The organism is Citrifermentans bemidjiense Bem (assembly GCF_000020725.1).
Classification (GTDB): domain Bacteria; phylum Desulfobacterota; class Desulfuromonadia; order Geobacterales; family Geobacteraceae; genus Geomonas; species Geomonas bemidjiensis.
Genome location: NC_011146.1, coordinates 1787201 through 1813561, shown reverse-complemented (window position 1 = coordinate 1813561; position 26361 = coordinate 1787201). Strand labels below are relative to the sequence as shown.

Annotated in this window: 26 protein-coding genes; all 26 read right to left on the bottom strand. The window is 60.0% G+C overall.

The genetic code is table 11. From position 1 onward, the window contains the following. Positions 1-128: 128 nt before the first annotated feature. Positions 129-950, bottom strand: a complete 822-nt coding sequence (locus GBEM_RS07860; RefSeq protein WP_012529998.1) for a menaquinone biosynthetic enzyme MqnA/MqnD family protein — start codon at positions 948-950, stop codon at positions 129-131. Positions 951-1025: 75 nt separating this feature from the next. Then, positions 1026-1415, bottom strand: coding sequence for a glycine cleavage system protein GcvH (gcvH, locus tag GBEM_RS07855; RefSeq protein ID WP_012529997.1), 390 nt, complete (start codon positions 1413-1415; stop codon positions 1026-1028). A 3-nt stretch (positions 1416-1418) separates the two neighbouring features. Beyond that, entirely contained in the window at positions 1419-2759 is a 1341-nt protein-coding gene (accC, locus tag GBEM_RS07850; RefSeq protein ID WP_012529996.1) for an acetyl-CoA carboxylase biotin carboxylase subunit, read from the bottom strand. A 119-nt stretch (positions 2760-2878) separates the two neighbouring features. Continuing rightward, positions 2879-3349 (bottom strand): acetyl-CoA carboxylase biotin carboxyl carrier protein, encoded by a 471-nt coding sequence (gene accB / locus GBEM_RS07845; RefSeq protein WP_012529995.1) that lies wholly within the window; start codon positions 3347-3349, stop codon positions 2879-2881. Positions 3350-3431: 82 nt separating this feature from the next. After that, a complete protein-coding gene (locus tag GBEM_RS07840) occupies positions 3432-4502 on the bottom strand; it encodes a M24 family metallopeptidase (RefSeq protein ID WP_012529994.1) in 1071 nt (356 codons plus the stop codon). A gap of 22 nt (positions 4503-4524) precedes the next feature. Then, positions 4525-4959: a type II 3-dehydroquinate dehydratase gene (gene aroQ, locus GBEM_RS07835; protein WP_041263105.1), complete on the bottom strand. Its 435-nt coding sequence runs from the start codon at positions 4957-4959 to the stop codon at positions 4525-4527. A gap of 11 nt (positions 4960-4970) precedes the next feature. Further along, a complete protein-coding gene (locus GBEM_RS07830) occupies positions 4971-5333 on the bottom strand; it encodes a roadblock/LC7 domain-containing protein (protein WP_012529992.1) in 363 nt (120 codons plus the stop codon). After that, entirely contained in the window at positions 5323-6495 is a 1173-nt protein-coding gene (locus GBEM_RS07825) for a tetratricopeptide repeat protein (protein ID WP_012529991.1), read from the bottom strand. The genes GBEM_RS07830 and GBEM_RS07825 overlap by 11 nt, the downstream gene beginning before the upstream one ends. A gap of 1 nt (position 6496) precedes the next feature. Next, positions 6497-7585, bottom strand: coding sequence for a 3-dehydroquinate synthase (aroB, locus tag GBEM_RS07820; protein WP_012529990.1), 1089 nt, complete (start codon positions 7583-7585; stop codon positions 6497-6499). Beyond that, entirely contained in the window at positions 7582-8094 is a 513-nt protein-coding gene (locus GBEM_RS07815; protein ID WP_012529989.1) for a shikimate kinase, read from the bottom strand. Before GBEM_RS07815 ends, aroB begins: the two co-directional genes overlap by 4 nt. A 162-nt stretch (positions 8095-8256) precedes the next feature. Beyond that, positions 8257-9438 (bottom strand): chorismate synthase, encoded by a 1182-nt coding sequence (gene aroC, locus GBEM_RS07810; protein ID WP_012529988.1) that lies wholly within the window; start codon positions 9436-9438, stop codon positions 8257-8259. Between the two features lie 172 nt (positions 9439-9610). After that, positions 9611-9916, bottom strand: a complete 306-nt coding sequence (locus tag GBEM_RS07805; protein WP_012529987.1) for a disulfide isomerase DsbC N-terminal domain-containing protein — start codon at positions 9914-9916, stop codon at positions 9611-9613. Between the two features lie 83 nt (positions 9917-9999). Continuing rightward, positions 10000-14634 carry a CFI-box-CTERM domain-containing protein gene (locus GBEM_RS07800; RefSeq protein WP_012529986.1) on the bottom strand — a complete coding sequence of 1545 codons (4635 nt, stop codon included), beginning with the start codon at positions 14632-14634 and terminating at the stop codon, positions 10000-10002. Positions 14635-14845: 211 nt separating this feature from the next. Further along, entirely contained in the window at positions 14846-15415 is a 570-nt protein-coding gene (locus tag GBEM_RS07795) for a hypothetical protein (protein ID WP_012529985.1), read from the bottom strand. 10 nt (positions 15416-15425) lie between these two features. Beyond that, positions 15426-18266, bottom strand: coding sequence for a type IV pilus secretin family protein (gene pilQ, locus GBEM_RS07790; protein WP_012529984.1), 2841 nt, complete (start codon positions 18264-18266; stop codon positions 15426-15428). Positions 18267-18278: 12 nt separating this feature from the next. After that, positions 18279-18839 carry a pilus assembly protein PilP gene (locus GBEM_RS07785; protein ID WP_012529983.1) on the bottom strand — a complete coding sequence of 187 codons (561 nt, stop codon included), beginning with the start codon at positions 18837-18839 and terminating at the stop codon, positions 18279-18281. After that, the gene (gene pilO, locus GBEM_RS07780; protein WP_012529982.1) at positions 18820-19419 is read right to left on the bottom strand and encodes a type IV pilus inner membrane component PilO; all 600 of its coding nucleotides are present in this window, start codon (positions 19417-19419) and stop codon (positions 18820-18822) included. The genes GBEM_RS07785 and pilO overlap by 20 nt, the downstream gene beginning before the upstream one ends. Positions 19420-19434: 15 nt before the next feature. Beyond that, the gene (locus GBEM_RS07775; protein WP_012529981.1) at positions 19435-20043 is read right to left on the bottom strand and encodes a PilN domain-containing protein; all 609 of its coding nucleotides are present in this window, start codon (positions 20041-20043) and stop codon (positions 19435-19437) included. After that, a complete protein-coding gene (pilM, locus tag GBEM_RS07770) occupies positions 20040-21092 on the bottom strand; it encodes a type IV pilus assembly protein PilM (protein WP_012529980.1) in 1053 nt (350 codons plus the stop codon). The genes GBEM_RS07775 and pilM overlap by 4 nt, the downstream gene beginning before the upstream one ends. Positions 21093-21110: 18 nt before the next feature. Beyond that, the gene (locus tag GBEM_RS07765) at positions 21111-21308 is read right to left on the bottom strand and encodes a helix-turn-helix transcriptional regulator (RefSeq protein ID WP_012529979.1); all 198 of its coding nucleotides are present in this window, start codon (positions 21306-21308) and stop codon (positions 21111-21113) included. 272 nt (positions 21309-21580) lie between these two features. Next, a complete protein-coding gene (locus GBEM_RS07760; RefSeq protein ID WP_012529978.1) occupies positions 21581-22198 on the bottom strand; it encodes a hypothetical protein in 618 nt (205 codons plus the stop codon). Between the two features lie 14 nt (positions 22199-22212). Continuing rightward, positions 22213-23433 (bottom strand): PulJ/GspJ family protein, encoded by a 1221-nt coding sequence (locus GBEM_RS07755; RefSeq protein WP_012529977.1) that lies wholly within the window; start codon positions 23431-23433, stop codon positions 22213-22215. Then, the gene (locus GBEM_RS20330) at positions 23426-23848 is read right to left on the bottom strand and encodes a prepilin-type N-terminal cleavage/methylation domain-containing protein (protein ID WP_012529976.1); all 423 of its coding nucleotides are present in this window, start codon (positions 23846-23848) and stop codon (positions 23426-23428) included. The genes GBEM_RS07755 and GBEM_RS20330 overlap by 8 nt, the downstream gene beginning before the upstream one ends. Beyond that, the gene (locus GBEM_RS07745; RefSeq protein ID WP_012529975.1) at positions 23814-24323 is read right to left on the bottom strand and encodes a pilus assembly FimT family protein; all 510 of its coding nucleotides are present in this window, start codon (positions 24321-24323) and stop codon (positions 23814-23816) included. Before GBEM_RS07745 ends, GBEM_RS20330 begins: the two co-directional genes overlap by 35 nt. Before the next feature lie 210 nt (positions 24324-24533). Further along, a complete protein-coding gene (locus GBEM_RS07740; RefSeq protein ID WP_012529974.1) occupies positions 24534-25154 on the bottom strand; it encodes a pilus assembly PilX N-terminal domain-containing protein in 621 nt (206 codons plus the stop codon). Between the two features lie 14 nt (positions 25155-25168). After that, positions 25169-26347 carry a prepilin-type N-terminal cleavage/methylation domain-containing protein gene (locus GBEM_RS07735; protein ID WP_012529973.1) on the bottom strand — a complete coding sequence of 393 codons (1179 nt, stop codon included), beginning with the start codon at positions 26345-26347 and terminating at the stop codon, positions 25169-25171. Positions 26348-26361 lie beyond the last annotated feature (14 nt).

The following is a 26361-nucleotide window of genomic DNA, read 5'->3' as shown; positions in this document are numbered from 1 at the left end:
GGATGATCACTCGCCCCTCCCCCATTGTCCGTTCACATGCAGCCGCAGCTTCATGCGTACCACTTACGATTGCCTTTCGTTGTCAATTATCAATTGTCAATTGTCAATTGGTTCACGCGCCTCTCCCCTCATTCGAAGAACCGTATCTGAGGCAAAGTCGGGATGAGCCCCAGTTCGAAGGCATGACGGAAGAACAGGCGTGCCCCCTCTATGTGCGCCTCGGTCAGCTCGTAGTTGATGGTGTTCCAGTAATCCACCAGGTCGCTTTCCCCGATCCATTCCCGCTCCTGACAGGATGCGGCGATCTCGGGGTAGCTGCGATAGGCGAGTTCCTTGGCCGCGACCAGGTCTCGTGCCAGCATGGTCATCCCGGCATGCTTCGCGGTGGCAGCATCGCGCCTCACGATCCACAAGGCAAAGACAAAGGGGAGCCCGGTGAAGTCGTACCAGAGTTGCCCCAAGTCGTAACAGTAAGCGGCGACTCCCGAGGCGGCACCCTTGAGGGCTGCGTCCCCTATGAGGAGCAGGCCCGGGAAGCGCTTGAGCGCCTCGGCAAGAGGCTCGCGGGTCCTCTCGAAGCTGTTGCTGAAACCGTACTTCCGTGCCAGCAGCACCTTGAGCAGATTCACCGAGGTGTCGGATTCGGCGCTCAACCCGATGGGGCAGCCGTCGAGCTCCTCAACCGGGACGGAGGAGAAGAGGAAAACGCTCTTGACCGCACCGATGGAGCTGATGGAAAGGCTGGGAAGCAGGCAGTACTGCTCGTGCGCGGTAGCGTACTCGATCGACGAGGAAGGGCTTAGATCGATCTCTCCCGAGCGGAGCATGGCGTTCAAGTCGGCCGGCACTCCGTCCACGAAACGATAGCCGCTGCAGTCGAAGTGCGAAGCGAGAGCGGTGAAGATAGGGGTGCAGTTTGCGTACTTGATGTGTCCGATGTCAATAGTCACTGAAGAACTCCGGGGGCTGCAAAAGGAAAAGGCGAGAGATGCTCTCGCCTTTTCTTGTATATGTGCATCTGATTCTTAATCTTCCGCTACGGCGACGTAATCCTCGTAGTGTTCGGCGGACATGAGGAGATTGGATTCCTCGGAGTCCGCCACCTCGATGACCACCAGCCACCCCGCGTCGTAGGGATCGTCGTTGACGAACTCCGGCGCGTTCCCCAGTTCTGAGTTTACCTCCAGCACGGTGCCGGAAAGCGGGGCGTACAGCTCGGCAACGGTCTTCCTCGCCTCGACGGACCCGAAGGAATCGTCCTGCTCCAACTCGTCGCCAGGTTCGGGAAGCTCGACGGAAGTAATGTTGCCCAATTCGGTCTGGGCATAATCGGTAATGCCGATTACGGCGCGCTCGCCTTCGATGCGCACCCACACGTGTTCCTTGCTGTATTTAAGCTCTTCGGGAAAGTCCATAGTTTACTCCAGTACCAGCCTTTCGATGAAGCCGGTGTCTATGTTCCCTTCGATGAAGTCTTTGTTGGCCATGATCCTCTTGTGGAACGGAATGGTGGTCTTGATCCCTTCCACGATGTACTCGTCCAGCGCGCGGGCCATCCTCTTGATCGCCTCTTCCCTGGTGTCGGCATGCACGATCAGCTTGGCGATCAGGGAGTCGTAGTGCGGCAGGACCGAGTAGTTGGTGTAGACGAAGGAGTCTACCCTGACGCCGAGACCGCCGGGGGTGTGGTGATCAGTGATCTTTCCCGGGCAGGGGGTGAATTTCACCGAGTCCTCCGCGTTGATGCGGCACTCGATGGAGTGACCCTTGATCTTGATGTCGTCCTGGGTGTAGCGCAGTTTGAGGCCGTATGCGGAGCGGATCTGCTCCTTCACGACGTCCACGCCGGTCACCATCTCGGTCACCGGGTGCTCCACCTGCACGCGGGTGTTCATCTCCATGAAGAAGAAGTTGTTGTTCTTGTCGACGAGGAATTCCATGGTGCCGACGCTGCAGTAGTTGACCGCCTTGGCCGCGGCGACGGCGGCCTCGCCCATCGCTTTCCTGAGTTCCGGAGTGGTGACGGTGGAGGGAGCTTCCTCGATCACCTTCTGGTGGCGACGCTGGATCGAGCAGTCGCGCTCACCCAGGTGCACCACGTTACCGTGCTTGTCGGCGAGGATCTGGATCTCGACGTGGCGCGGACTCTCGCAGTAGCGCTCGATGTAAACCTCGGGGTTGCCGAAACCGGACTGCGCCTCGGCACGAGCGGTGGCGAAAGCGTTCGGGAGCGCCGCCGGGGAATGGACGATCTTCATGCCGCGTCCGCCGCCCCCCGCCGTAGCCTTGATGATGACCGGGAAGCCGATCTCCTTGGCGACGCGAATCGCTTCGTTGACGTCATGCACCCCTTCCTTGGTACCGGGCAGGATGGGGACGCCGACCTTGATGACAGCCTGGCGGGCGGAGATCTTGTCGCCCATGATGCGCATGCTTTCCGCGGTAGGTCCGATGAAGGTTATGCCGCACTTCTCGCAGATCTCGGCGAAGATCGGGTTTTCGGAGAGGAACCCGTAGCCCGGGTGGATCGCTTCCGCGTCGGTGAGCTCCGCCGCGGAGATGATGGCGTTGATGTTGAGGTAGCTGGAGAGGCTGGGGGGCGGACCGATGCAGACGCTCTCGTCGGCGAGCTTCACGTGGAGCGACTCGCTGTCGGCCGTGGAGTAGACGGCGACCGTCTTGATCCCCATCTCCTTGCAGGTTCTGATGATCCTGAGGGCGATCTCACCCCTGTTGGCGATAAGAATTTTATGAAACATTTATATCTCCAGAGAACAGATTAAGATTAAGACTAAGATTAAGTTTTAGACTAAGACTAAATCAGGAAGCCACATCAACTGAATCTAGTCCTGATCTTTATCTTTTTCCCAATCTGTTGTTACAGCTTTTCCACGACGAAAAGCGCGTCGCCGTACTCGACCGGTTGAGCGTTCTCTTTGCTGATCTTCACGATCTTGCACTTGAACTCGGCCTCGATCTCGTTCATGAGCTTCATAGCCTCGACGATGCAGAGGACCTGCCCTTTCTCGACGATCTGGCCGACCTCCACGTAGGGAGCCGCGTCCGGAGCCGGTGAGCGGTAGAAGGTGCCGACGATGGGGGAAGTGATCACGTCACCCTGCTCTTTTTCGGCGGCAGCCGGCGTAGCGGCCGGTGCTGCAGCTGCAGCAGGAGCGGCGGGAGCCGTAGGAGCGTACTGGTACACCGGGGCCTGCATCTGGAACTGGGGAGCGGCGGAGCTGCAGCCCCTCTTGATGACGACCTTGTCCTCTGCGTTTTCCAGCTCGAACTCGGTGATGTCGGTCTCGGTTACCATCTTTATCAGCATCTTCAGGTCTTTTATATCCACATCTATCTCCTTTGCATTTACGCTAACTGCATGATTAAAAGACTGCCCCGGAGCGCATCGGGTGCAGTCTGCTTGAAAACGGTCACGGCAATACGATCAGGTCCTTGGGGACCTTGGTGATGCAGCGGCAACCATGGGACTCGGCGACCACGGTGTCCTCGATCCTTACCCCGCCCCATCCCGAGATGTAGATCCCGGGCTCGATGGTGAATACCATACCCTCCTGGATCACGTTCTTGCTGCGCGGCGATGCCGCCGGGTGTTCATGAATATCTATGCCCACGCCGTGCCCGAGCCCATGCCCGAAGTACTCGCCAAAGCCGCGCGAGGCGATGTAATCCCTTGCCACAGCGTCAAGGTCCCTGAAGCTCAGCCCCGGGTGAACGGCGTTCATGGCGGCGCGTTGGGCGCCCAGCACGGTCTCGTAGACCTCGCGCTGCCGGCTGTCCGGCTCGCCCAATGAAACGGTCACCGTCTCATCGGAGCAGTAACCGCCGTAGATGGCGCCGTAGTCGAAGGTGATCAGTTCCCCTTTTGCGAGCCGCTTCCCGGACGCCTTGCCGTGGGGAAGCGCGCCCCGCTCGCCGGAGGCGACGATGAAGTCGAAGGACTTGTTCTCCGCCCCCCTCTCCCTCATGGCAACCTCCAGCATCCAGGCGGCCTCGCCCTCGGTCATGCCGGGGGTCACCCGCGCCAGCGTCTCCAAAAGCGACTCCGACGCGATCGCGGCCACCCTTTCCAGGATCTCCAGCTCGCCGGCGTCCTTGACGCTGCGCAGCGCCGTCATCTCGGCGTCCGCCGGAAGGTATTCGATCTGCGGCGTTTTGCTGCAGAGCTCCAGGTAGACGGCAACCATGGTGTGGGCCGCCTCGAAGGCTACCTTGGACGGCTGCAGCTTTTGCAGCAACTCGACCAGCGATTCCATCTTGTTGGAGAACTCGGCAACTCTTGCGCCTGTGACTTCGGCGCCGGCCTGGGAGGTGTAACGGGAATCGGTCAGAAACCATCCGTCGTCTGGCGAGAGAACCAGCAGCGCCTCGCTGCCGGTGAACCCGGTAAGGTATCTGATATTACTGAGGTTTGTGACCAGCAGCAGGTCGCCTCCGACCCGCTCGAGGCACCCCCTGGCCGCAGAGATTCTGTCTATTACCATAAACCCGCCCGTATGACAATTCTTATTTTCCCAGCCGCTCCGCGAGTGCACGCAGTCCTAAAAGGTAGCTGATGGCGCCGAATCCGCAGATCTGACCCACTGCAACCGGAGCTATGTAACTGTGGCTTCTGAAGGGCTCCCTGGCGTGGACGTTGGAGAGATGCACTTCCACAGCGGGGAGCGCCACTGCGGCGATGGCGTCGCGGATGGCGACGCTGGTATGGGTGTAGGCAGCAGGGTTGATGAGGATTCCCTGGCAATCCGCCATGGCTCCCTGGATGGCGTCGACCATGGCCCCTTCCGAATTGGTCTGCAGGATGCGCAGCTCCAGCGAGAACTCAGAGGCAAGCGCCATGAGCGACTGGTTGATCCCCTTTAGCGTTGTGGTGCCGTAGACCCCCGGCTCGCGGGTGCCGAGCAGGTTCAGGTTCGGTCCGTGAAGGACCAATATCCTCACGTCTGGTTTTGTCATTGCAGCGCCTCCGCAAAACCGGGGGCGGCGCGTTTCAAGAGGTAGCGCCCCTTGCCGAAGTTGCCGTCGGCGGTCATGATGAGCGCCACGAAGAAGTCGTCGCTGATCCCGCGCACGACGATGCTGCATCCTCCGGTGATGATGGAAACCTCTTCCAGCTCGCCGGTCTTCAACACCCCAACCGTCCTCTTGATTTCTTTGAGCACCGAAGCGTATTCGACGGTCATCGTCTGCACGTCGACCCCTGCCGATTGCTTCACATATTCATCGATGGAGATGCCGTCGTATCCCATGATGACGCCGCCAAGGCCGCCGCCGCTTTCCTCAACGATCGACTTGAGTATCGCCTTAAACCCCATCTTTTCTTCTCCTTATGTTTTCCAGCCAGCGTTGCAGCTCGACCTCGGCTTCGCCTGCGCCACCGGTCGGCGCGCTCCGCGTCTCCAATACCTCCAGGGCAGGCTCTTCCATTACGGCCGGGGATTCGATGGCAAACGCCGCCTCGGCGGTTGCAGGAAATTCCAGCTTAGCCGGCGTCTCCAAGGCGGCAGGTATCACCAGTTCGGAGTTCCGCTCTGCTTCAGCCATGCCTTCCGGCTCGACCGGGACATCCCAGCCGGCTTCAAAATCGTCAGTGTCCTCCAGCAGTTCCGCGGCGGGCGCCGTCGCGGCAGCCGGTCCCTTTGCCGCTCCTGCGGATTCGACCGGCATCTGCTGCAATTCCAGCATTTCCTGAAGTTCCGCGCAGCGCAGCCGGTACTGCGAGTTGGACGGGTGCGCTGTGATGAGCTCCCGGTAGATCCCCAGCGCCTTCTCGACGAACCCCTGGGAGACGTAGAGTTCCGCCAGGGTCGCAGTCGTAAGCGGATCGGGGGTGGCAGCGTCGCTCCGTTGCGGGGGGAGAGGCTCGACCTCGACCTCTTCCAGGTCCTCGATGGCCCAGATGTCGTCGTCTTCCAGGGGTGCCGCGGCAGCCGGCGCCTGGGGGCGGGCCGGTTCCACCGCGGGACGGAGGGGAGCGGCAAAATCCTCTTCCACCACCTCCTCCAGTTCCTCTATGATCTCGATGTTCTCCAGCACTTCTTCGGGTTCCTCCTGGGAGGGAGTGACGGCGACCGAGTTCAACAAAAGCGAACTCTCCAGGTCGTCCGGGTCCTGTTGCAGCACCTGCTCCAGCACCTTGCGCGCCAGGACCACCTCATTTTGTTCCACGTAGAGCTGACCCAGTAGTTTCAGGGCCTCAAGATGATTCGGCTCGAGCGCCACCGCCCGCTCCAAGGCGTTGCGCGCCTGGCCGGTAAGCCCCTTCGCGTAACAGGCAGTGCCAAGGGCCAGGAAACCGGCAGGGAGGTCGGGATGTGCGGCGCACCCTTTCTCAGCCACCATGATGGCATCGTCCAGAAGGCCAAGCTTTCGGTACAGCTCCGAGAGGGGCGCGAAGCACAAGTTCTTGGCATCGGTTGCCAGCATGTCCTCGTAGCGCTGTATCTCCGTCCAGAAGGATAAAGCGTCCTCTACCATGTCATTCTCCTATGCCACAGATCTCCAGAAGCGCCCCCAGGTCGGTGAGCCTTTCCATGCGGTAGGCACCAATCCCCTGGTTGCAGATGAACAAGAGTCCCTTGTCGCGTACCTTCTTGTCGTGCGAGAGCGCCTCCCTGTACTGCTGAGGCGGGAAGGAAGGAAGTTCTGTCGGCAGCCCCAGCGCCACGACCAGGGCCTCGATGCGCTCCCGATCCGCCTGGGAGCAGAAGCCGTAGTGCTGGGAGAGCCGCGCAGCCTGTACCATGCCGATAGCGACCGCCTCCCCGTGCAGGTAGCGGGTGTAACCGGTGAGGGTCTCCACGGCGTGCCCCAGGGTGTGCCCGTAGTTCAGCACGGCGCGCACCCCACCTTCCCGTTCGTCCTCCGCCACGACCTTCGCCTTGATGGCGCAGCTGCGGCTGACCGCCTGGATCAGGGCCTCCTTGTCGCGGGCCAATAGCAGTTTCGCGTTTTTTTCCAGGAAATCGAAAAAGCCGCCGTCCAGCACCGCACCGTACTTGACGATCTCTCCCAGACCGCTCAGGAACTCCCTTTTCGGGAGGGTATCGAGGGTGGCGACGTCGATGAGGACCGCTTTGGGCTGGTAGAAGGCGCCGATCAGGTTCTTGCCGCGGGGATGGTTGATGCCGGTCTTGCCGCCGACACTGGAGTCGACCTGGGAGAGAAGCGTGGTGGGAATTTGGACGAAGGGGATGCCGCGCAGGTAACTTGCGGCGGCGAACCCGGCCATGTCGCCGATGACCCCGCCGCCTAAGGCCAGGATGAAGGAGCCGCGGTCGAGCGAGGCGTCTACCAGGCCGTCGTAGATCAGGTTCAACGTAGCGCTGTTCTTGTACCCCTCACCGTCCGGGAGAGTTACCGGCACCACCCGGTACCCTGCGCGCTCCATGGAGAGCCTGACAGTTTCGTAATAGAGCGGGGCCACGGTGGTGTTGCTGACCACCGCCGCCGTTCCGGACAGGCCGACTTCGCGGCAAAGGGAACCGATTCTGTCGAGATTGCCGGCGCCCATTTCGATGTCGTAACTCCGTTCGTCAAGCGCGACCCTGATCTTTTCAGCTATCACAAAAACCCCTTCAAAGAGTCGATTACTTCCGAGGCCACCGCCTCTATGGTCTTGCCCGTGGTGTCGATGCGCAGGTCGGCGTCGGCATAATACTCTTCGCGCCCTTGCAGCATGGAACTGATCCGTTCCACCGATGCGTCAGCGGCGAGAAGAGGGCGTTCGCTGTCGCCGGTTACGCGCGCGGCGATGGTCTCGACGCTCGCGGTGAGGTTGACGATGCGGCCCGAGCCTCGCATGGCCTCCCGGTTCTGTGGCGCGATCACCGCCCCGCCGCCGGTGGAAACAACCTGTGACTGGCGGGAAGCAACTTCCGCCAGTGCGGCGGTCTCAACTGCCCTGAAAGCCGGCTCTCCCTTTGAAGCGAAGATTTCCTTGATACTGGTACCCGCCCGGTCCACGATCACCTGATCCAGATCGACGAAGGTCCAGCCGAGTCTTTGGGAGAGGACGCGGCCGACGCTGGTCTTGCCGCACCCCATGAAACCGGTGATAAAGATGTTGTTCTTCAAAGAAACCCCAAAAAATCCATAATCGGAACACAGAGGTCACTGAGGTCCACGGAGGTCACAAAGGAAAAACTGGTTAAAGGTTACATCTACAGGCCTTTCATCTGTGTTTCCTCAGATGTTCCTCTGTGAACCTCTGTGTCCTCAGTGGTGAGAGCCTTAAGCCTAGAATTCCCGAAGGTACTCGATGTACGAGGAGTAGTTCCTGGCCGTCTCGGCAACGGAGTCGCCGCCGAACTTGTCCATGAAGGCCGAGGCTATCTCGATGGCGACCACCGCCTCGGCGACGACCGACGCCGCCGGGACGGCACAGCAGTCCGAGCGCTCCACCGTCGCCTCGAATGGCTCCTTGGTCAGGATGTCCACGGACTGCAGAGGCTGGTACAGGGTCGGGATCGGCTTCATGGCGCCGCAGATCACGATCTCCTCGCCGTTGGTGATCCCCCCTTCCAGCCCGCCGGCGCGGTTGGTGTTGCGGTAGAATCCGGTCTTCTCCCCGCGCGCCACCCGCTGCTGGTCGAAGAAGATTTCGTCATGTACCTGCGAGCCGGGAAGGCGCGCCGTTTCGAAACCGGCCCCAACCTCGACCCCTTTGAATGCCTGGATGCTCATCACCGCCGCGGCGAGCCGGGCGTCCAGTCTGCGGTCCCACTGCACATGGCTCCCAAGCCCAACCGGCAGGCCGGTCACCCTCACCTCAACAACACCACCCAGAGTGTCACCGGCGTCCTTGGCGCGGTCGATGGCGGCGATCATCTCCAGTTCCGCCTTGGGGTCGTAGGTGTAGACAGGTGAGGCAGCTATCTTCTCCTGCAGCGCTTTAACGCCTAGGTCGGGACGCTCGGCCTTCACCCCGCCCAACTCGAGAACGCAGCCGGTCACGGCGATGCCGAAACGGGCGAGATACGCCTTGGCCACGGCGCCTACCGCCACGCGGACGGCGGTCTCGCGGGCGCTGGAGCGCTCCAGGATGTTGCGCACGTCGCTTTGGCAGTATTTCATGGCGCCCGGCAAGTCGGCGTGGCCGGGTCTTGCGCGAGTAACCCTGATGCTGTCGTCACGGTGTTCGGCGTAGGGAGACATGCGCTCTTCCCAGTTAACCCAGTCGGAGTTTTCCACCACCAGGGTGATAGGAGAACCCATGGTCTCCCCCCAGCGCACGCCGGATAGGATTTGCACCTTGTCCGTCTCGATCTTCATGCGGCCGCCCCGGCCGTACCCTCCCTGCCTGCGCGCGAGATCGACATTGATGTCGGCTTCGCTGATCTTGAGGCCGGAAGGGACCCCTTCCACGATGGCGGTCAACTGCGGGCCGTGCGATTCCCCCGCGGTGAGATATCTGAACATGCATACTCCTAACATCGATTTTCAAATGCCGATTCAAGCGGCAAAGCAATTTTCTCGGCGATTTTCGCGGATAATATCAACAAATACAGCCACAGGCAAAACAATATCACCGGACAAACGAAAGCCAGGCTATTTCCCTGGCTTTCGCTGTACCTCTTACGATATCGTCCGACTACTTCTTCTGGAATTTCTTCTGCGTCTCCACTGTGAGGTTGCCCTTGGTATCTACAGACAGCACACTGCCGGAAAAGACGTGCTTCGCTTTCTTGTCCACATAAAAAACCACCGGCTGCTGATTGACGCTGACTACGACTTCGTACAGGCCCGGGACCTCTTTGAGTTCGGAAAGCTGCAGAACCTCGAAGTTCACCGGGATGAACTTCTTGATAGCCGCCTGTACCTGCTCCTTGGCAGGCGGTTTCGAGCATGCAGCAAGGGAAAGCACCATCAGGGTAAGCACCAGAAAATTCTTGAACATCAAAACACTCCTCAATCTAAGCTTAGCTCAAGCCTTGCTCCCCTCTCCCACTGGGAGAGGGGACGGGGGTGAGGGGGATAAGGTTATGCCTTCTCTTCCACTCGGCCCGGCACCTGAATGCCGCGCATCCGCCTCCAGGCGAAGAGGACCGGCAGCGCCAGAAGTGCCAGCGGGTACTTGACGGCAAAGATCAGCGGGGTGAGCGCCCAGCGGGTCAAAAGCCTCAAGAGGTCGTGCTCGTAGATGAAGTCGGCGACCGGCGGGCTGTAGGTGTAGTAGAACTTCACGAACGCCCTGCCCGGCGCGCTCTTCATGAGCACGTTGTCGCGGAAGTGCCGGAGCACCACGACCTGCGGGTCGAGGTAGCTGCCGAAGGCCGCCGTCGCGATGAAGCAACCACCGCCGCTGCTGCCGCCGCTGCTCGGAGGGGCGATGTTGTTGCCGGTGCCGGAGGTGGGGTCGGTTGCGGCGCCGATGCTGCCGACGACGATGGGGTCCTGGATGAAGCCGGGGGCGTTGTCGGAATCGTGGAGCGGGTTGTTATCCTGAACTGCGAAAGTGACGACGTTTCCGCTGCGCGCCACAGGGTTCGGCACCGGGGTCCAGACGCCGTTGGTCACTTTGTAGAAGACCGGATTTGCCGGGAGCGATCCGAAGGTGACGTCGACATTGACAGTGCCGTTCGGCACCACGTTGTCGAGACGTACCCCGATGACCGTGCTGATGGTGAAGTCGCTGGGCTTATTCGCTGAGACAAAGCTTGCAGGGGGTGTGAAATAGGCAAGGGCGGTTGAGCCGGTGATCCCGCCGCTGCCGCTGGCGATGGCGGCAGTGGACGTCACGCCGTTGCCGGTCACGGTCAGCGGGTAGGTGGTTCCAAAGGAGTCGGTGATGGTCACCTTGCCGCTGTAGGGTTTGACTGCAGTCGGGGTGAAACCGATCTCGACAGGCACCGACATGCCAGGGTCGAGTTGGTATCCGGTTGGAACGTAGGGAACGATTTCGGAAGTATCGGCACTGATGGACGACAGCATGACAGGCACGGATCCAGTGTTTTTCAGCTTCAGGCTTGCGCTGGGTTTGCGGCTCCCGGTCATGACGCTGCCGAAGCTGTAGGCGTTGACCGTGCTGCCAGTGCCGTCTACATAGACGATGGTGCTGGAGGGAAGACCCGGGGTGTTGACGACCACGGTGTAGAGCTTTTCTACGGTGGCGCCGTCATAGTCGGTGACCCGGACGTAGAAGTAGTATTCGCCGCCCGCGGTGACCGTACCGCTGATAATGCCGGTAGCAGCATCAAGCGCGACGCCGGGGGGCAGGTTGCCCGAACTGGTCCAACGGTAAGGCTTAGTACCGCCTACGGCGGTCAGCTTCTGCAGATAGGCCGCCCCTGACATCACCGGATCGAGAGCGGTGGTCGACAGAGACAGGGTGGGGTTTACCTGGATGCTAAGCGCTCGCTGTGTGGTCGCACCGGTGGCGTCGGACAGCAGTACCGAGAACTGGAAAGTGCCGGTACCGGTAGGAACGCCGGTGATTGCCCCGGTGCTCAGGTCCATCTGGAGACCCGGAGGAAGAGAACCGCTGGCTAGGCTCCAGGTGTATGAGGGTGTGCCGCCGAGCTTGACGAGCGGTTGCGAGTAGTTAGCCCCGACAACTACGGCTGGAAGGCTAGTGGTCGTGACGGAGAGAGCCGGGTTTATGGTCAGGTTCAGCGTCTTTGTGGCGGTATAGGTTGCGTTCGGCGTCACGCCAGTATCGATATAGGTGGCGGAAACTGTAAGGGTATTGGCACCAGCGATGAGAGGACCGGTTGCGGTGGAAGTCACAGTGCCGTCACTGTTGACCACGAGTCCTTGAGGCACCGGCCCAACTGCGGCCCAGGTTACCTTTGTGGGGGCAATAGCCACCCCGCCGATGGAAGCGGTGAGTTGGTCGGTGTAGCCGGGGTTTAGCTGGGTCCAGGAGCGGAGCGAGGTGTTGCTGATGGACATCGCGGTCACGTTCATGGTGAACGTCTTCGTACTGGTCGCCGCGGCGTGGTCGGTGACCGACACGGTGAAGCTGTAGGTCGGAAGAGCGGTAGGGCTGATCGTGCCGCTGAGCACGCCGGTACTGTTGTTAAGCGAAAGCCCCGGGGGGAGCGTGCCGGAGGTTACGGTCCAGTTGCCATAGGGGATCACGCCGCCGTTGGCACCGAGGGTGGTGGCCGGATAGGCGACCCCGGCGGTGCCATCGGGAAGGACAGTGCTCGCGATGGAGAGAGGCTGGGTTCCGACCCCGGCGCCGGAGAGGTAGATCACGGCCTCGCCGCCGTCGGAGTTGAAGGCCATCTTGTAGCCGTTGGTGCTGTTCCCTGCGTAGGATCCAGCCCCAGTGGGTTGGAAGCGGATGGTCATGTCGGCGCTGGTGCCGGGGCTGACAGTGGCCGGCTTCGGCGTAATGAAGGAAAATGGTGCCGCCGGGTCCGAGATCAAGCTGATGGTGAGCTGTGAGTTGCCTTCGTTTCTAATCTTAAACGAGATGTCTTTGTAGGGGGTCGCAGTCGAGATGTCCACGTTGCCGAAATCGATTGAGCCGCTGTAAATGGGAATTCCCTGCGCGTCGGTTACTACGAGTTGCGGCAGGGTGGAATACTCGAGAAGCTGTGTGCTGATGTCGGAGTTGTTGTTAAGCCTGCCGTCGGTCCAGACCACCATGAACTTGCGGAAGTAGACATCTCCGAAAGCAACGGCCGGAGCCAACTGGTTGCTGGGGGCCACAGTGATGATGGTGTTGCCGCCGGACAGGTTCCCCTGCGGGTCGATGAACTGGCCGTAGACATCGATGTTGGAGATGTTGGCGCTCTGATTGCGCGCGTCCTCCCACGCCACGAAGAACCTCGAGTTGACGGGGTCGAAGGAGGCGGTAGGAGAGCTCTGGTCGCCAGTCGCGTTGGAGATGTTGACCGGTGACCGGTACGGGGTGAAGCTGGTGACGTCCATGATCTGCCCCAGGATGTCCTTCCCTGTATTGGCGGCATTGACGTTGTCTTCCCACGCGATCAGCAGTCTCTTCGTGTTGGGGTCAAGGGCCAGCGCCGGCGACGTCGCGTCGGTGCCGAAGCTGTAATCCTTGACCAGCCCCAGTCCGGCGTTGCGGCGGATCTTTATCTTAGGCGTGGCGTCGACGTCAGAAGCCACGAAAATGGCGTCCTTGTAGATGCAGGTCGAAGTTGTTGAGCTCACTTCGTACCTGAGCGTCATAGTCACGGTGCCGTTGATGCCGCTCCAGGCAACGTAGTTTTCGCCTGAGCTGGGGTTGAAAGCGAGCTTGGGCTTGGACTCGGCAAGCTGCACGCTCCAACTGGTGGTGATGGTGCTGCTTGATTCTTGCAACTCGCCCTGGCTAACCAGCGACGAGACGGTCTGTTTCGCACCCAGCGACCCCGTGGCCGGGTTGATGGTGACGTACTTGATGACGTTGTCGTCGACTAAGGGGTACGGGAGGTAGTTGACCAGGGTGCTGTTGCTGCAGACGGACCCTGTGATCTCCATGGTGTTGTTGGTATCACGGTTGCTGGTGTCCATCCAGCTGACCACGAATTCGCGGGTCACCGTGTTGTAGATGATGTCGGGGTCGGCCTGGTTCAGGTGCGCCGTGGTCCGGTAGCTCTGCCCAGCGCCGGTGAAGCTCATGGCGGCAGTGGTGGTAAGGGTAAGTTGCTCCACAGCGGGGTCAACCGACAAAACCTCGTACCAGACGTTGTTCACCGCAATCTTGTCGCCCGGGGTTATGTGGTCGGCATTGAATTGCGTCATTGCGCCGGTAACGGTGGCGGTGGGCGTAGTAGCGTGGAAGGAGTAATAATGGAGCCCGCTCACCGAAATGCCGCCGGGGAACAAGGTGTAAGGCGTGGTCAGGGTGAGGTGGGTATTGTCGGCGACTGCCGCAACCGAATACGATACCCCCTGGATAACGATCACGTCTCCCGGGGTGATGCTGGTGAAAGTGGTCCCTGCGCCGACGACTGCTGTCGGTGAGCCTACAGCGATGGAGACGGTACCGTTGCTTACCGGGAAGGTGCTGGAACCGGTAACGCCGACGGTGCCGTTGAAGGAGGTACCGACGTGCTCGGTGATGGCGAAGTTTGAGGGGGTGGCAGTCACCGCGCCGGCCTGGTTTAGGTATTGGCCTGCGGCGGAGATGAACTGGCCGAAGATCTGGCTGTAGCCGTTGCGGGAGTCGGTCCAGACTACGAGGAATTTGCTGTTGTCGGGGCCTGCGGGGTCAGGATCGGGGTAGAAGGCGACCTTGGGCTGCCGCTGATCCCGGTGTGCGGCCGGCGCCACGTAACTCGAGTCGGTGATCCTGATCTCAGTCCCCAGCGTCATCGGCGGGGTCCCCGTCTTGGTCGCGTGGCTCGTGGTGTTATCGAAGCGGAGCTTGCCGTCGGAGTACAGGCTCTGCCCGAAAGAGAAGCGGCCATAGATGCTGGTGGCGCCGGCGACCCTGGAGTCGGTCCAGACCGAGAAGAACTGATGGTTGACGTTATCGTAGGCCACGCTCGGCTGGGCCTGGTCGTTCGAGTCCGTCGTCACCTGCTGGTCGACGTCAAGTACCTTGCCTGTGGTCTTCTTTGCCCCAGCCTGCTGCTTGCCGTCCTGACCGGAGCATGCGATAAGCGCCGCAAAGATCATCAGGGGGAGTATCCAGCGAGCATATCTTTTAAGATTCATCTTAAACACCTCTTCGAATTGGAACTCTTTCAAAGATGACCATCACACAGACACTGGGAAAGGCCATCTGCCACAGGGTTCGACAGTATGAGCTGCCGGAAACGGTAGGTCGTTGCTTATCGTCTATGAAGTCGGAGTAAATGGCACATTTACCTCGTGAAAGCCATTTCATGCACTTTGGAAGCATTAATATGAGACATCGTGCAAAGATTTAAGTTCTGTCTGCCACGGCCAGATTCATCTTGGCAGTGATGTTTCTCGTTTTGCCAATCCCCCCTGGCTCGGTGGTTTCAAAAATAATGTCCACGTAGTACTCGAAGACAGTGGAGCTGCATAGAGGCATTGGTAACGTAGTACGATTCAGGAGCGCAGTTTTCTGCGCTTCCGTTAAGACAGGAACCGTAAACGTGAACGTACTACCGGGAGCTACGGTCTGATTTGTGTTAAGAAATGTATCGGGAATAGCTGGTGTAGCAGGGTTGGCCGGTATGTAGTGTATGGTTATTCTGGTGACCTCTAAGTTAAGGGCGCCAGTAGTGAATTGTGGCTTTGAAGTGAAATCCACGTCTACATTATCAGTCTTGACCGTGCCGCCAGTGGATACGGTGGTACAGGCGTTGCCGGTGACAATGTCAGATTCAAGCCTAGCAGTCTTAGGAACTGCCGTTGCGTTGACAGTAGCGAATTCGCCAATTCCGCCTCCGAGATCACCACCACCGCATGAACTTAGGGCAACAATGGCGGATGCCAGACAAAACAACTGTGCAATTTTTCTGAACATTACAATCTCCTTAAAGAACTATCTTAGGCGTAATAAAAATCAGCAGTTCGGTCTTGGTCTTCTGCTTGGAGTTGGATTTAAAGAGCCAACCCAAAAGCGGAATGTCCGAAAGAAACGGGACCCCGGTATCGGACTCGGTGTCGCTGTCGACATAGATGCCACCGATGACCGTGGTGTCGCCGTTGGACACCACCAGTTCGGTGGTCGCCTCCTTCTTGTTGATGGGAGGGGGCGACCCGGTGCCGGGCGAGTTGTTGCTAGCCTTGATCTTCATGCTGACCGAGCCGTCCGCGGTAATGTGCGGGGTTACCTCGAGGGTCAGGGCGGCTTCGACGAATTCGGTCTTGGTTCCTTCGGCTGAGGTGGTCTGGTATGGTATGGACTGCCCCTGTGAGATCTTCGCGGCCTTGTTGTTCAGAGTGACGACTTTCGGGGTGGAGATGATCTTCACCTGCCCGATGGTCGCGGCCGCGGCAAGCCTCATGTCGAGTTTGATGTTGCTGGTCAGCTTGCCAAAGGACATGCCGAGCCCGAGTCCGCCTGCACCAGAGGAGCCCGGCCCGGCCGCTGAAACAACTCCGCCGAAACCGGTGTCTACCGAGTTGATGCCAGCAACCGAAGCGGAGCCGTCGCGGTAGCTAAGCCCCCACTGCACGCCCAAGTCGCGGGTGAAAGTCGAGGTGGCTTCGACGATGCGGGCCTCGATCATCACCTGTTTCTCGGGGGCGTCTAACGTTTTCAGGAGCGCCTTCATGTCGTTGAGAGCGGTCTGGATGTCCTTTACGATCACGCGGCTGGTGCGCTCGTCCTTGGTGATGACGCCGCGATCGCTCTTGAGCATGCCGAACTGCATCGCCACGTCGTTCACCGAGGCGTAGTTCACCTCGAACACCATGGTCTTCAGTTCCATCAGACGCTCAGCCGCTTTCTTCGCAGCGAGTTCCTCGTCGGCCTGGTTCTGCATCTTGGATCTGGGCTTGATCTGAACGATGTTCCCCTCGCGCACCATGGCAAGCCCTTTGGCATCGAGGATCACGTCGAGGGCCTGGTCCCATGGTACGTTTACCAGCTTTATGCTGATGGTCCCGGTGACGTCATCGGCGATGAGGAAGTTCAGGTTGCTTACTTCGGCGATCAACTGGAAGATCTTCCTCACATCGGCGTCGGAGAATTCGAGGGTCACCCTCCTCCCCGTGTAGACCTTCTTGGCCGGGCGATCGCTGGGAAGCTGAACCGCCATGTCGTCGCTGGTACGCGCCGGCGTCGGGGTCAGTTCCTCGGCGACCCTGGGCTCGGCAGAAGCCTTGGCCCTGGCCTTGGGAGCAGGCGGTGCGGCAGGGAGCTTGGGAGCCGCTACCGGACCCGGGTTCACGAAGTCCCAAAGGAGCAGATCTCCCTTGCGGCTGGTGCTGAATTCGGGGTTGCCGCGCAGCTTAACCAGGACCTTGGTAACGGTGCTCCCCTTTACCTTCACCTGGTAAGGCGTTACCGAGAGCACCGGTGTGCCGAACTGGGTGGTGTCGAGCGCGCGCTGCAGTTGTTTTGGTACCTGGCAGTTGGCGATGCTGAGCGTTACCCCGTGGGGCCCGCGCAACGGCTGTCCGGGCTCGCAGGTCCCGAAGAGCTTCATGGAGACGCGGGAAACGCCGTCGACCACCTTGAACTCGATCCCTTCCAGCGCCCCCTTGGTCTGGCGGGAGTGGGGAACCTCGGACTTCAGCTTCGCTGCTGCCGGCGCCGGGACGGGGCGTGTTGCCGGAGCCGGAGCCGGGGCGGGGCGTGTTGCCGGAGCCGGAGCCGGGGCGGCCGCCGCTGCCGGGGCTTCAACAGCCGGAGCCTTGGCGATGGCCGGGGTCTTTCCCTTGAGCCTGATCTTCACCCCGAGGTCGCTCTTGACCACCTCGTACGGAGGGAGGCTGTCCCCCGCTGCATCCAGCACCACGCGCACCTTATCTGGGGTCGACCCCACCCGGGCGTTGGCGATGCCGAAGGCGTTGACAGGCACCACGTTCTGGGGAAGCGAGTTCTTGACCTTGAAGAGGTCGAGGACGATGCGGTCAGGTTTGATCAACTTGAAGGAGTTGAAGGTCTGCACCCCCCCCTGGATGGAGAGATCAACACCGTCCGCCCCGGTGATCACGGCGTTGAGACCGCGTCCCCCCTCTGCGCCGCCACTCTTCTCGGGGGCGGCACCAGCTTTCGGTTGTGCGACAGCTGCGGTTGTTGCCTTGGGCACCGCGGCAGGCGCGGCGGTCTGTGCCGCCATGGCTTCCGCCTTGATGGGAGCGCTGGCCTCAACGGCGGGCGCGGCAGCTGCGGCCGGCGAAAGAGTCTTCTCGTCGATCCTGCTCTCGGAAAGCGCGGCTTCCTTGACTTCGGCCGGCTCGGCCTTCGCCTCGGGCTCCACTACCGGGAGATAGATCTTGAGCCTGCTCTTGTCCGAGGGGTCGGTGGCGACCGCGAAGTCGACGTCCTTAGTCAGGACGAGCCTTAGATGCGTCAGCACGCTCCCGCCCAAAGGTTGGCGCTCGACCTCAATCTGCTTGATGTTGCCGCGGTTCACCTCGATGGGAGAAGTCACAGCCCCCGGCTCGGTTTGGGAGATGTCGACGATGATCTGGGTCGGATCGCCCCCCTTATAGGAGGTATAGGTGATCGGCTTGTCGCTGACCAGCTCCACGCTGGTGGCGTCGGCCGACACCGTGACCGACTTGAGTGTCGCAAAGGCGGAGGCCTCTGCCTGGGCAGGCTCGTTCGCAGCGGTCATCCGTTTCACGCATCCGGCGGAAATGGTCAACAAAACGATGAGTGCCACGGCATGACATAGAATTCTGCACTGGTACCTTGTCATCTGAAACGCTCCTTACCTTTTCTTGGGCAGCGTGAGCACGATAGTCCTGCTCTTGGGGCGGCCACCGCCTTCGCGGTAACGCTCCACCACCTCCACGCTTGAGGAAGTGATCCTGGAAATACGGCCGTTGGCGTTGCCGATCTGCATGCCTGCTTTCACTACATAACCCTTGCCGTTGGGGTCGATCACCAGCGCCTGGTTCTCCCTGAGGCCGGCGATGATCCCTGCCACCTTGAACTTCGACACTTCATAGCTCTGGATCGGGAGAAGGTCCGCGGCAGGTGACACCGCGCCGCCTCCTCCCCCGGTCCCCGGAGATCCAGGCTGCGGTTTCGCCACCACGGGGGCCTGCGACTTGAACGGGTCGGTCTTTTTGCTGAAATCCAGTGAGGCGCCGGTGCTGCTCACCGAGGAGCGCTGTGCCTGCACCGGTGCTGCGGGCTTGGGTGCCGCAGGCTTGGGTGCGGCGGGCGGAGGTGGAGGTGGAGGCGGAGCCTCTTCCTTCTTGCAACCGGTGCCGCAAAGAGCCAGCAGCAGCAACGTCAGCGCGATGTTATTTAGGCTTTTTTTCATTTTTTTTCTCTTTAGGGTCGAGGAAGCGGAAGGTGGTGGCCAGGCAGCTGACCTTCAGGGTGGTCCGCCCGTTGCTCTCCTTGATATCAGAGACGTTTACGTTGGTGATGTTGACGATGCGCGGCAATTTTCCCACCGAAAGGAAGAAATCGGCGACCTGGTAGTAGGTCCCCGCCACCGCGATGTCCACCGGCACTTCCGCGTAGAAGTCCTTGGGAACCTCTGGCTTGGGCCTGAAGAGCAGGAAGTCGAGCCCCGCCCCTTTCCCCTGGGTGGAGATGCTGGTCAGAAGCGACGGGATCTCCTTCTGGTTGGGAAGCTCGGTGAGGGCGTTGTCCAGGTCCTTCTTGAGCTGCTCGTACTCGGCCTTGAAGCGCGGCAGGTTGTTGGCGATGCTGCGGCTTTCCTGGATCTGCTTCTGGAGTTCTTCCTGCTTCGCCTTGAGCTCCTTCAGCTCGTCCATCTTCGGGCGGTGCAGCCCATAGAAAAGGGCGACCCCCTCCACTATCAGCACCAAAGCCAACAGGGCGACCTTCTCCTTGGTCGGGAGCTTGAGCAATTTTTCTATTTGTGGATCCATGGCAAGGCCTCTGCGTCAGGGAGTTGGTTTGGGTGGAGGATTCTTCCCGGCTGACGGGGAACCCACCGCTTCAGTTGCGGACAGCTGCTGCGCGATCTGGACCTGCAGTTCGAAACGTTTAGCCTTCACCCCGGCGGTCTCGTTCTGCTCTGAAACCACCAGCTCGACGTTGCTGAAGGCGCCTGAGGCCTGCAAGCTTTTCATGAAAACTGCGATCAGCTCCTCGCTCATGGCGACGCCGGCGATAGTGACGCTGTTGCCGTTCTCGGCGTACTTGGTGAGCCACAGCTTCGGCGGCAGCGCATCGGAGAGGGCCGCGAGCCTTGAGGCGGGACCGGTCTTCGCACGGCGCAACTGGTTCAGGACGTCGAGCTTCTTCTTGACCTCCTGCTGCAGCTTTTTGATGTTGTCGATGGTGCCGATCTTCGTCTTGAGCGATGCCAACTCGGATTCGGAGTTGGCGATCTCTGCCGTGGTCGCGGCGATTCTGCCACGCAGCACGCCGTAGAAGCTGAGCCCCACCACCAGGACGCCTACAACGCAGACGATCAGTATCGAGACCTGCTGCCGGATGGTCTCTTTCTTCTTGGATGCCCGCAAGGGGAGGAGGTTTATCTTGATCATTTGTCCCCGACCCTCCTCGTCGCCAGCCCCACCGCTACCGTTATCAGCGGTGCGATCTCCTCAAGGTGCTTGAGGTCGAATTCCTTCTCGTTCACCGCGACCTTCAAGAGCGGGTTGAGGATCTCCACCGGCAACGCCAGCCGTTGCTGGACTGCCTCCATGAGAAATGCGGTCTTCGCGGCGCCGCCGGAGAGATACACCTTGGTGATCCTCCCCTCGCCTGCCGTGGAATTGTAGAAGTCCAGGGAGCGGCGCATCTCCAGGGCGATGGTCTCGTTCACCCGTTGCAGCGTCTCGGCCAGCCTCTGGTCTTCGTTACCGGTGACGGAGAGCTTCATTTGCTCCGCCTGCTCGCTGTTGATCCCGAACTGCTTCTGTATCTCCTCGGTGTATAGGTTCCCCCCCATCTGCACGTCGCGGGTGAACAGCGAAACCCCGTCCCGTATGATGTTGAGGTTGAAGATGCTGGCGCCGATGTTGACCAGGGCAACCACCTCGTCCGGGTCCGCCGGATAGTTTGCCTCGTAAGCGTTTTGGACGGCGAAGGAGTCGACGTCCACTACCACCAGCTTGAGCCCGGCCTCAGCGAACACCGAAAGGTAATCGTTGATGATGTCCTTCTTGCTGGCGACCAGAAGGACGTTCATCTTCGAGGGGTCCTGCTCGTCGGGAGACAGTATCTGGAAATCCACGTTGACGTCGTTGATGTCGAAGGGGATGTACTGCTCAGCCTCCCAGTGAATCTGGTCCTCCAGCTCTTCCACCGGCATCACCGGGAGCGAGATCTTCCTGATGATCACCGAGTTGCCGGAAATGGAACACGCCACTTCCTTGGCCTTCACTCCCAGGCCGGAAACAAGCTGTTTCACCGTCTCCACGATCGAGGAACTGTCCATGAGGGTGTTGTCGACGATGGCCTCGGCGGGAAGCGGCGAGATGCCGATCTTCACCAGCTGGTACCCCCCCTTCACCGGGCGCAGCTGCACGAGCTTCACCGCGCTGGATCCGATGTCGACCCCTACTATGTCCTTCTTCTTTGAGAAAAGCATCGCGTGGTCCTATTTCCGCTAATCCTGAAATACCTTCTGTTTGTCGGAGAGTGAAAAGCCAAGGGCAAGCAGGATCTTGCGCTTGGTTTCCATCCTGCAATCCTCTCCCCGCTCGATCCGGTCGATGGTGATAGGCGACACTCCGGCAAGGCGCGCCAGCTCCGCCTTGCTCATCAGTCGCTCTTCCCGCAGCTTTTTGACGCTATTCATGATCATGGTAGGCACCGGTTTAAAACAGACATAACAAATTTGCTAAAGATCTACACTATAAGAAAGAAAAGTCAAGCAATTAATCAAAATTATATGTAATTATATTGCAAAGAGGTACAAAGGCGGTCTATTGAAGCCTGGATCCCGGCCCCGGCTGCGCCGCACCTGCAGAAACAAAGGGTTTATTAAAGAAGGGTCCGTCAGACATCGGAATGCCTTCCGCAACGGCCAAGAGAGGAAGGGCGGCGGCGAGAAAAGTACGAGCAAAAAGACGGTGATCAATAGGCGTAAAGCACAGACAGCCGCGCCTTTTCGCGGGATCCTGCCTCTTCCCGAACCCCCTGCACGGAAAGGTTGTACATGGCGGGGACGTGTCGCGGATGAACCGTGTCGTCCCTGCTGGAGACCGCGCCGCCCGGGTCGAGCAGGTCGTTGCCGCTGGCATCGGAGTTGCCGGGGGTAGTATCGACTATCTTAGAGGTGACCAGAAAACCCTTCGCCGGTGGTTCCCCGGCGAGGCGGAAAGAAACGTCCGGCGCCTGCGCGGGGTCCGTGGAGGCTTGGGCCGCACTGCAGTTGCTCCAGCCTCCTACCGATTGCTCCAGCTTCTGCTTCAGGCAGTTCGCGTCGCTTAGCTGCAGGTTGATCAGCGCGTAGTCGTGCTCCAGTTGGTTAAGGCTCCCAGACTGGAACAGCCTCGGCACGATCTCCGCTGCCAACAGTTCCGCCCCTCCCTGGGCGGCCGCGAGAGAGCTGCGGTAACGTTTTTGGCTACCGGAAACCTTGGTGCCGGTCGTGATTATGGTGAGCAGGGTCAGCGCGATCACCAGCGTAAGCATGGTCAGCATCAGTGCCGTTATCAGCGCCGCCCCACCTTCAGAGCGAAGGATTGCCATGCTCCCCTCCCCTGCTACAGGTTTTTGGGCTGCACCACAATGGTGTAGAGCTTCCAGCGGTAATTGCGCCAGATGCTGCCGAAGATGTCGGCCATTTTGCTCGAAGTCCAGATGCGTCCCAGGGCGCTTTCCTCCGGGTTTTCTTTTAGCGCCGGATCGCCGACGAGGATAGCCCGCTCGGGTTCCGCCACGGGGTAGCGGTAGGTATCGTCCCTTCTTCCCTGCTGAGCCAGGATGTAGACCCGGATCTCCTTTAGCTGTTTACGCGTTTTCAGTGCGTCCTGTGCGTCCAGTTCCTCGCCGTCCGGGTGATAATCGACCACGCCGTCCCCATTTGAGTCAGTGTAGAGCACCACCTGCATGTCGGCCACGCAGTCGAGGATGGGACATTCCTCTGGTTTCTTGCCGCTCTGGTTGATCACGGACTTATAAAGGACGCCGGTCCCAGGAGCGCAGGTTCTGGATATGTCGCCGGGACGATCAATATAGTAATCGGTCCTGTTGAACGGAAAGCGAAGAGATCCGCCCGGCTCGTCTATGCCGTAGACGAGAAAGTTGTCGCCCGGCTCTTTGGGGCGGAATTCCTTTTGGAAAGCATCGGCGTAGGAGGTGTAAAACTGGTTACCGGCGATGACGAGCTCCCGCACCTCTCTTCCTGCTGACATTCCGCTTTTCAGCACGATGGCGCGGTCACCGGGATGAAACGTTGCGCCTGATGCATCCCTGGGGGGAGTGACTACCGTCCCCGCGCTGTAGTTCAGGTAGCCCCAAGCCCGGGACACCTTGTTCGTCCCCAGCGTGGTCCCTTTGAGTACAACGTAGTCGGAGCCGTTGTAACCGACGTTGTTGCCGACCCGATAGGCCCGCGGGATGTACCGGTCGGTGGCGTAGGTACGGTCGTCGAATAACGACGGTTTGGCGTTGGGGCAGCCGCCGGGGCAGTTGTTCACCAGCACCAGGTCGTCACTGGCTTCCATGTAGCTGATGGCCGAGACGCCTCCGCCAGGCCCGCTCCAGTAAAGCCCGAATCCGGCGGATTCCGTGTCGCTGCGCATCAGTTCCAGCCCGATTAGCCCTCCGATGTCCGTTTCGGCGCTTTTAAGCAGCTGCCCGGAGCCGCGAACCATCCTGGAGAATGAGACGCTGATCAGGGCCATCACGACCGAGAAGATCAGCATCACCACCATCAACTCGATCATGGTGTAGCCGTGCGCGGAATTGCGACTTTTACTCATCGGATCTCCTGGTCCTCACTGTGAAAATCTCGTGGTTGAAGCGCTCCCCGTGGACTGTCCACGAAACCGTCACCCTCAGCTTCTTGGCGGGGCGCGCCGTGGAACCGGTGGATCCGATGTCATCTACCGTTCCCGCCGCCTCGAACGGCATCTCCCGACCTCCGATCTTTTTCGGGATATCCCTCTTGAAGCCGACGATCTCATCGAAAGGGATCCTGCGCAGATCGTGCATCTGCTCCTCGGCGACCTGGACAGCCTCATTCCGCATCCGGTCGCGCAGGTTTTGCCGGTAGCCCAGCTGCAGCGACTGCAATAGCCCAAGGAGCCCGACAGTGAGCACCGACATCGCCATCAGCACCTCTATCAAGGTGAAGCCGAGGCTATTTGACCGTGATATTGGCGCTCCTGCATTCATTTCCCTGCCCCTTTTTACCTATGCTGATCCTGGTTGAGAAGATTTTGATGCTGTCCACGGCTGCCGAGGCGGCATTGTCGTCGATGCAAATGGAGCCACCGGAACTTGCGGCGGTGTCTATGATCCCCCGCGGTTCGAAGTCGATCATGTAGCGTTCGCCGTTAGCGCTTGGAGCCTCCCAGACCACCGGGAAGGTGAGCGGATGGCTCTGCAGCGGCTTAACCCCGCTGGTGTCGTCTTGGTATGTGGAGTAACGCTCGAAACGGTCGTGGTAGACCTTGATCCTGGCCCCCCTCCTCTGACAGATGGCGTCTGCACGTGCCTTCTGTATCTCGGAGAAGAGGAACCTGGTCTGGGCCTCGGCCCGGTAGCGTTTCTGGTAGGTGTTAAAACTTAGGGTCCCGATGGCGTACAGGATGGAGAGGATGCCCATTATCATGAGCAGCTCAATGAGTGAAAAGCCGCGTGACTGCATCATCCCTCCGCCTCTAAGCTGCCCACGGCGCATGGCGCACCCTGCAGATTAAATTTGAACTTTCCAATAGTAGCAGCAAGGTAAAAAATAAAAAGGTCGGCGGGGCAATTCTGGAAAGCGCAGGAGGCGATTGCTGCAAAAAAAACCCTCCCGGCAAGGGGAGGGTTTCGTTGGAGAGGGTGTGAGAAAAAGGTAGGAGTCAGGCTGCCGTTAGTAGGCGTAGAGCACCGAAAGGAGTGCCTTCTCCTTCGGGTTGTTGGCGCGTTCGCCGCGCACCTCCAGAGTGTAGATCACGGGGTTGTGCTTTGGAGAGATCCCTGCCCCAGTCCCCGCCACCCCTGCCCCGCTGTCCAGATAGTCGATCCCGGTGGTGTCGGAGTTCCCCGGGACGGTATCGACGATCTTGGCGTAGACCTTGAAGTTGCCGGCGGTGTCGAGCGACTTCAGGGTGAACTGAAGGTCTGGAGCGTCCTTGGCATCGAGGGTCTTGGAGAGAGTGCCCCAATCGTCGGTGGCGGTATTGAGTTTCACCTTTAGCGAACTGCTCGCCACCAAACCGATATCACCGATCCCGCTCGTGTTGTAAGCGGTAATCAGCGGCCCGATCCCGCTCGAATAGTTGCTGAACAGCTTGGGGATAAATTCGCGGGTGAGCAGTTCGGTGCCGCCATAGGAGGCCTCCAGGGCGTTGCGGTAGTTCTTCTGGCTCCCGGAGAGCTTGGTCTGGAGCAGCAGCATCTGCATCAGCGCCGCCACGATCCCCAGGCAGATGAGCGTGAACATCAGTGCCGTCACCAGCGCGATACCATCTTCGTTGCCTAACTTTTTCATAAAAGTACCCAGCTCTATTGTATGAGGTTCTGCGGTCGCACGACTATGGAGTACAGCTTCCAGCGGTAGTTCTGCCACCCTGTACCGATCACGTTCTGCAGGTCGAAGCTCCTTCCCACCACCCCTCCGCCGAAGTCCTCTCCCACCACGACCTGCCTGCTTGGATGGGTGTAGCCGCTGTCCTTCCTACCGGTATGCGCCAGGATGTAGAGCCGTATCTCCTTGACCTGTTCGCGGATGTCCTTGGCGGTGGCAGGTGGGGCCGCCTGGTGCAGGTTCACCTCGGTCGATCCCACCGGGCCCAGTCCATAGACCACCTGCATATCCGCCACGCAATCGAGAAGCGGCAGTTCGGTGAACCCACTCGTCTGGTTCAGGTACGCCTTGTACAGCACCCCGGTGTTGGGGGCGCAGGCCGGAGGGGGAGTGGGTGGGGTGCGCACATAGTAGTCGGCGCGGTTGAAGGGCATCCTAAGCGAACTGGCCTTAGCAACTCCGTAGACCTCGAAGACGTCACCCGAGCTATGTGGAAGCGTCAAGGTGGTGTATGTGCTGAATGGGGCGGAGAAGGCGCCGCTGCCGCTCATCACCTGCATTTGCTTGGTCGGTATCCCGTCAACAAAGACATTCCTGATCACCATGACCCGCTCCGCTGGGGAGCCCGTGGTGGCGAAGGAACGGATGGGATCGTTCCATTTCGACTCGTTCTTTGATGTATTGCTGTAGGTGACGGTGATCCATTTCTTGGGCGTCGCCTCCGGCAGCAGGGTCAGCGATTTCAGCACCAGGTATTTGGAGCCCACGCTTCCCACCTTGTTGAAGGCGGTGTCCTCGCTCTGCACGGCGCGCGGCACCTTGTCGGGAGCATCGTTGTAGCTGCTCGGGCTTTTCCCGCTCTCCCAGAAAGGCGCCCCGACCGGCATGGTGGTGACGCCGCTATTTACCTCGGTGTAATCGGCGCCGGGCGTATTCTGGAAGGTCCAGGGGAGCCCGTAGCCTGCGCTCTGCAAATCGGAACGGAGCACCTCGAGCCCGACCACGTTGCCGATATCCGTCTCCAGGAGCTTGGACTGCGACCCCATCTGGGTCAGCACCGTCTTGAATCCGTTCGAAGTGACCACCAACACGGCAACGAAGATCGCCATCACCACGATCAGTTCGACCAGCGAATAACCACGGCTGTTCCTCAGCATTTCGAATCCCCCGC

Excerpts from the sequence above, each read along its gene's own strand:
- pilM (WP_012529980.1), bottom strand. The coding sequence starts at position 21,092 with ATGCTTTTCTCAAAGAAGAAGGACATAGTAGGGGTCGACATCGGATCC.
- GBEM_RS07740 (WP_012529974.1), bottom strand. The coding sequence starts at position 25,154 with ATGAAAAAGTTAGGCAACGAAGATGGTATCGCGCTGGTGACGGCACTG.
- GBEM_RS07785 (WP_012529983.1), bottom strand. The coding sequence starts at position 18,839 with ATGAAAAAAAGCCTAAATAACATCGCGCTGACGTTGCTGCTGCTGGCT.
- GBEM_RS07825 (WP_012529991.1), bottom strand. The coding sequence starts at position 6,495 with ATGGTAGAGGACGCTTTATCCTTCTGGACGGAGATACAGCGCTACGAG.
- GBEM_RS07795 (WP_012529985.1), bottom strand. The coding sequence starts at position 15,415 with ATGTTCAGAAAAATTGCACAGTTGTTTTGTCTGGCATCCGCCATTGTT.
- GBEM_RS07805 (WP_012529987.1), bottom strand. The coding sequence starts at position 9,916 with ATGTTCAAGAATTTTCTGGTGCTTACCCTGATGGTGCTTTCCCTTGCT.
- GBEM_RS07755 (WP_012529977.1), bottom strand. The coding sequence starts at position 23,433 with ATGAGTAAAAGTCGCAATTCCGCGCACGGCTACACCATGATCGAGTTG.
- GBEM_RS07840 (WP_012529994.1), bottom strand. The coding sequence starts at position 4,502 with ATGGTAATAGACAGAATCTCTGCGGCCAGGGGGTGCCTCGAGCGGGTC.
- GBEM_RS07745 (WP_012529975.1), bottom strand. The coding sequence starts at position 24,323 with ATGCAGTCACGCGGCTTTTCACTCATTGAGCTGCTCATGATAATGGGC.
- pilQ (WP_012529984.1), bottom strand. The coding sequence starts at position 18,266 with ATGACAAGGTACCAGTGCAGAATTCTATGTCATGCCGTGGCACTCATC.
- GBEM_RS20330 (WP_012529976.1), bottom strand. The coding sequence starts at position 23,848 with ATGAATGCAGGAGCGCCAATATCACGGTCAAATAGCCTCGGCTTCACC.
- pilO (WP_012529982.1), bottom strand. The coding sequence starts at position 19,419 with ATGGATCCACAAATAGAAAAATTGCTCAAGCTCCCGACCAAGGAGAAG.
- GBEM_RS07760 (WP_012529978.1), bottom strand. The coding sequence starts at position 22,198 with ATGGCAATCCTTCGCTCTGAAGGTGGGGCGGCGCTGATAACGGCACTG.
- accC (WP_012529996.1), bottom strand. The coding sequence starts at position 2,759 with ATGTTTCATAAAATTCTTATCGCCAACAGGGGTGAGATCGCCCTCAGG.
- gcvH (WP_012529997.1), bottom strand. The coding sequence starts at position 1,415 with ATGGACTTTCCCGAAGAGCTTAAATACAGCAAGGAACACGTGTGGGTG.
- GBEM_RS07765 (WP_012529979.1), bottom strand. The coding sequence starts at position 21,308 with ATGATCATGAATAGCGTCAAAAAGCTGCGGGAAGAGCGACTGATGAGC.
- GBEM_RS07735 (WP_012529973.1), bottom strand. The coding sequence starts at position 26,347 with ATGCTGAGGAACAGCCGTGGTTATTCGCTGGTCGAACTGATCGTGGTG.
- GBEM_RS07775 (WP_012529981.1), bottom strand. The coding sequence starts at position 20,043 with ATGATCAAGATAAACCTCCTCCCCTTGCGGGCATCCAAGAAGAAAGAG.
- GBEM_RS07830 (WP_012529992.1), bottom strand. The coding sequence starts at position 5,333 with ATGGGGTTTAAGGCGATACTCAAGTCGATCGTTGAGGAAAGCGGCGGC.
- aroC (WP_012529988.1), bottom strand. The coding sequence starts at position 9,438 with ATGTTCAGATATCTCACCGCGGGGGAATCGCACGGCCCGCAGTTGACC.
- GBEM_RS07800 (WP_012529986.1), bottom strand. The coding sequence starts at position 14,634 with ATGAATCTTAAAAGATATGCTCGCTGGATACTCCCCCTGATGATCTTT.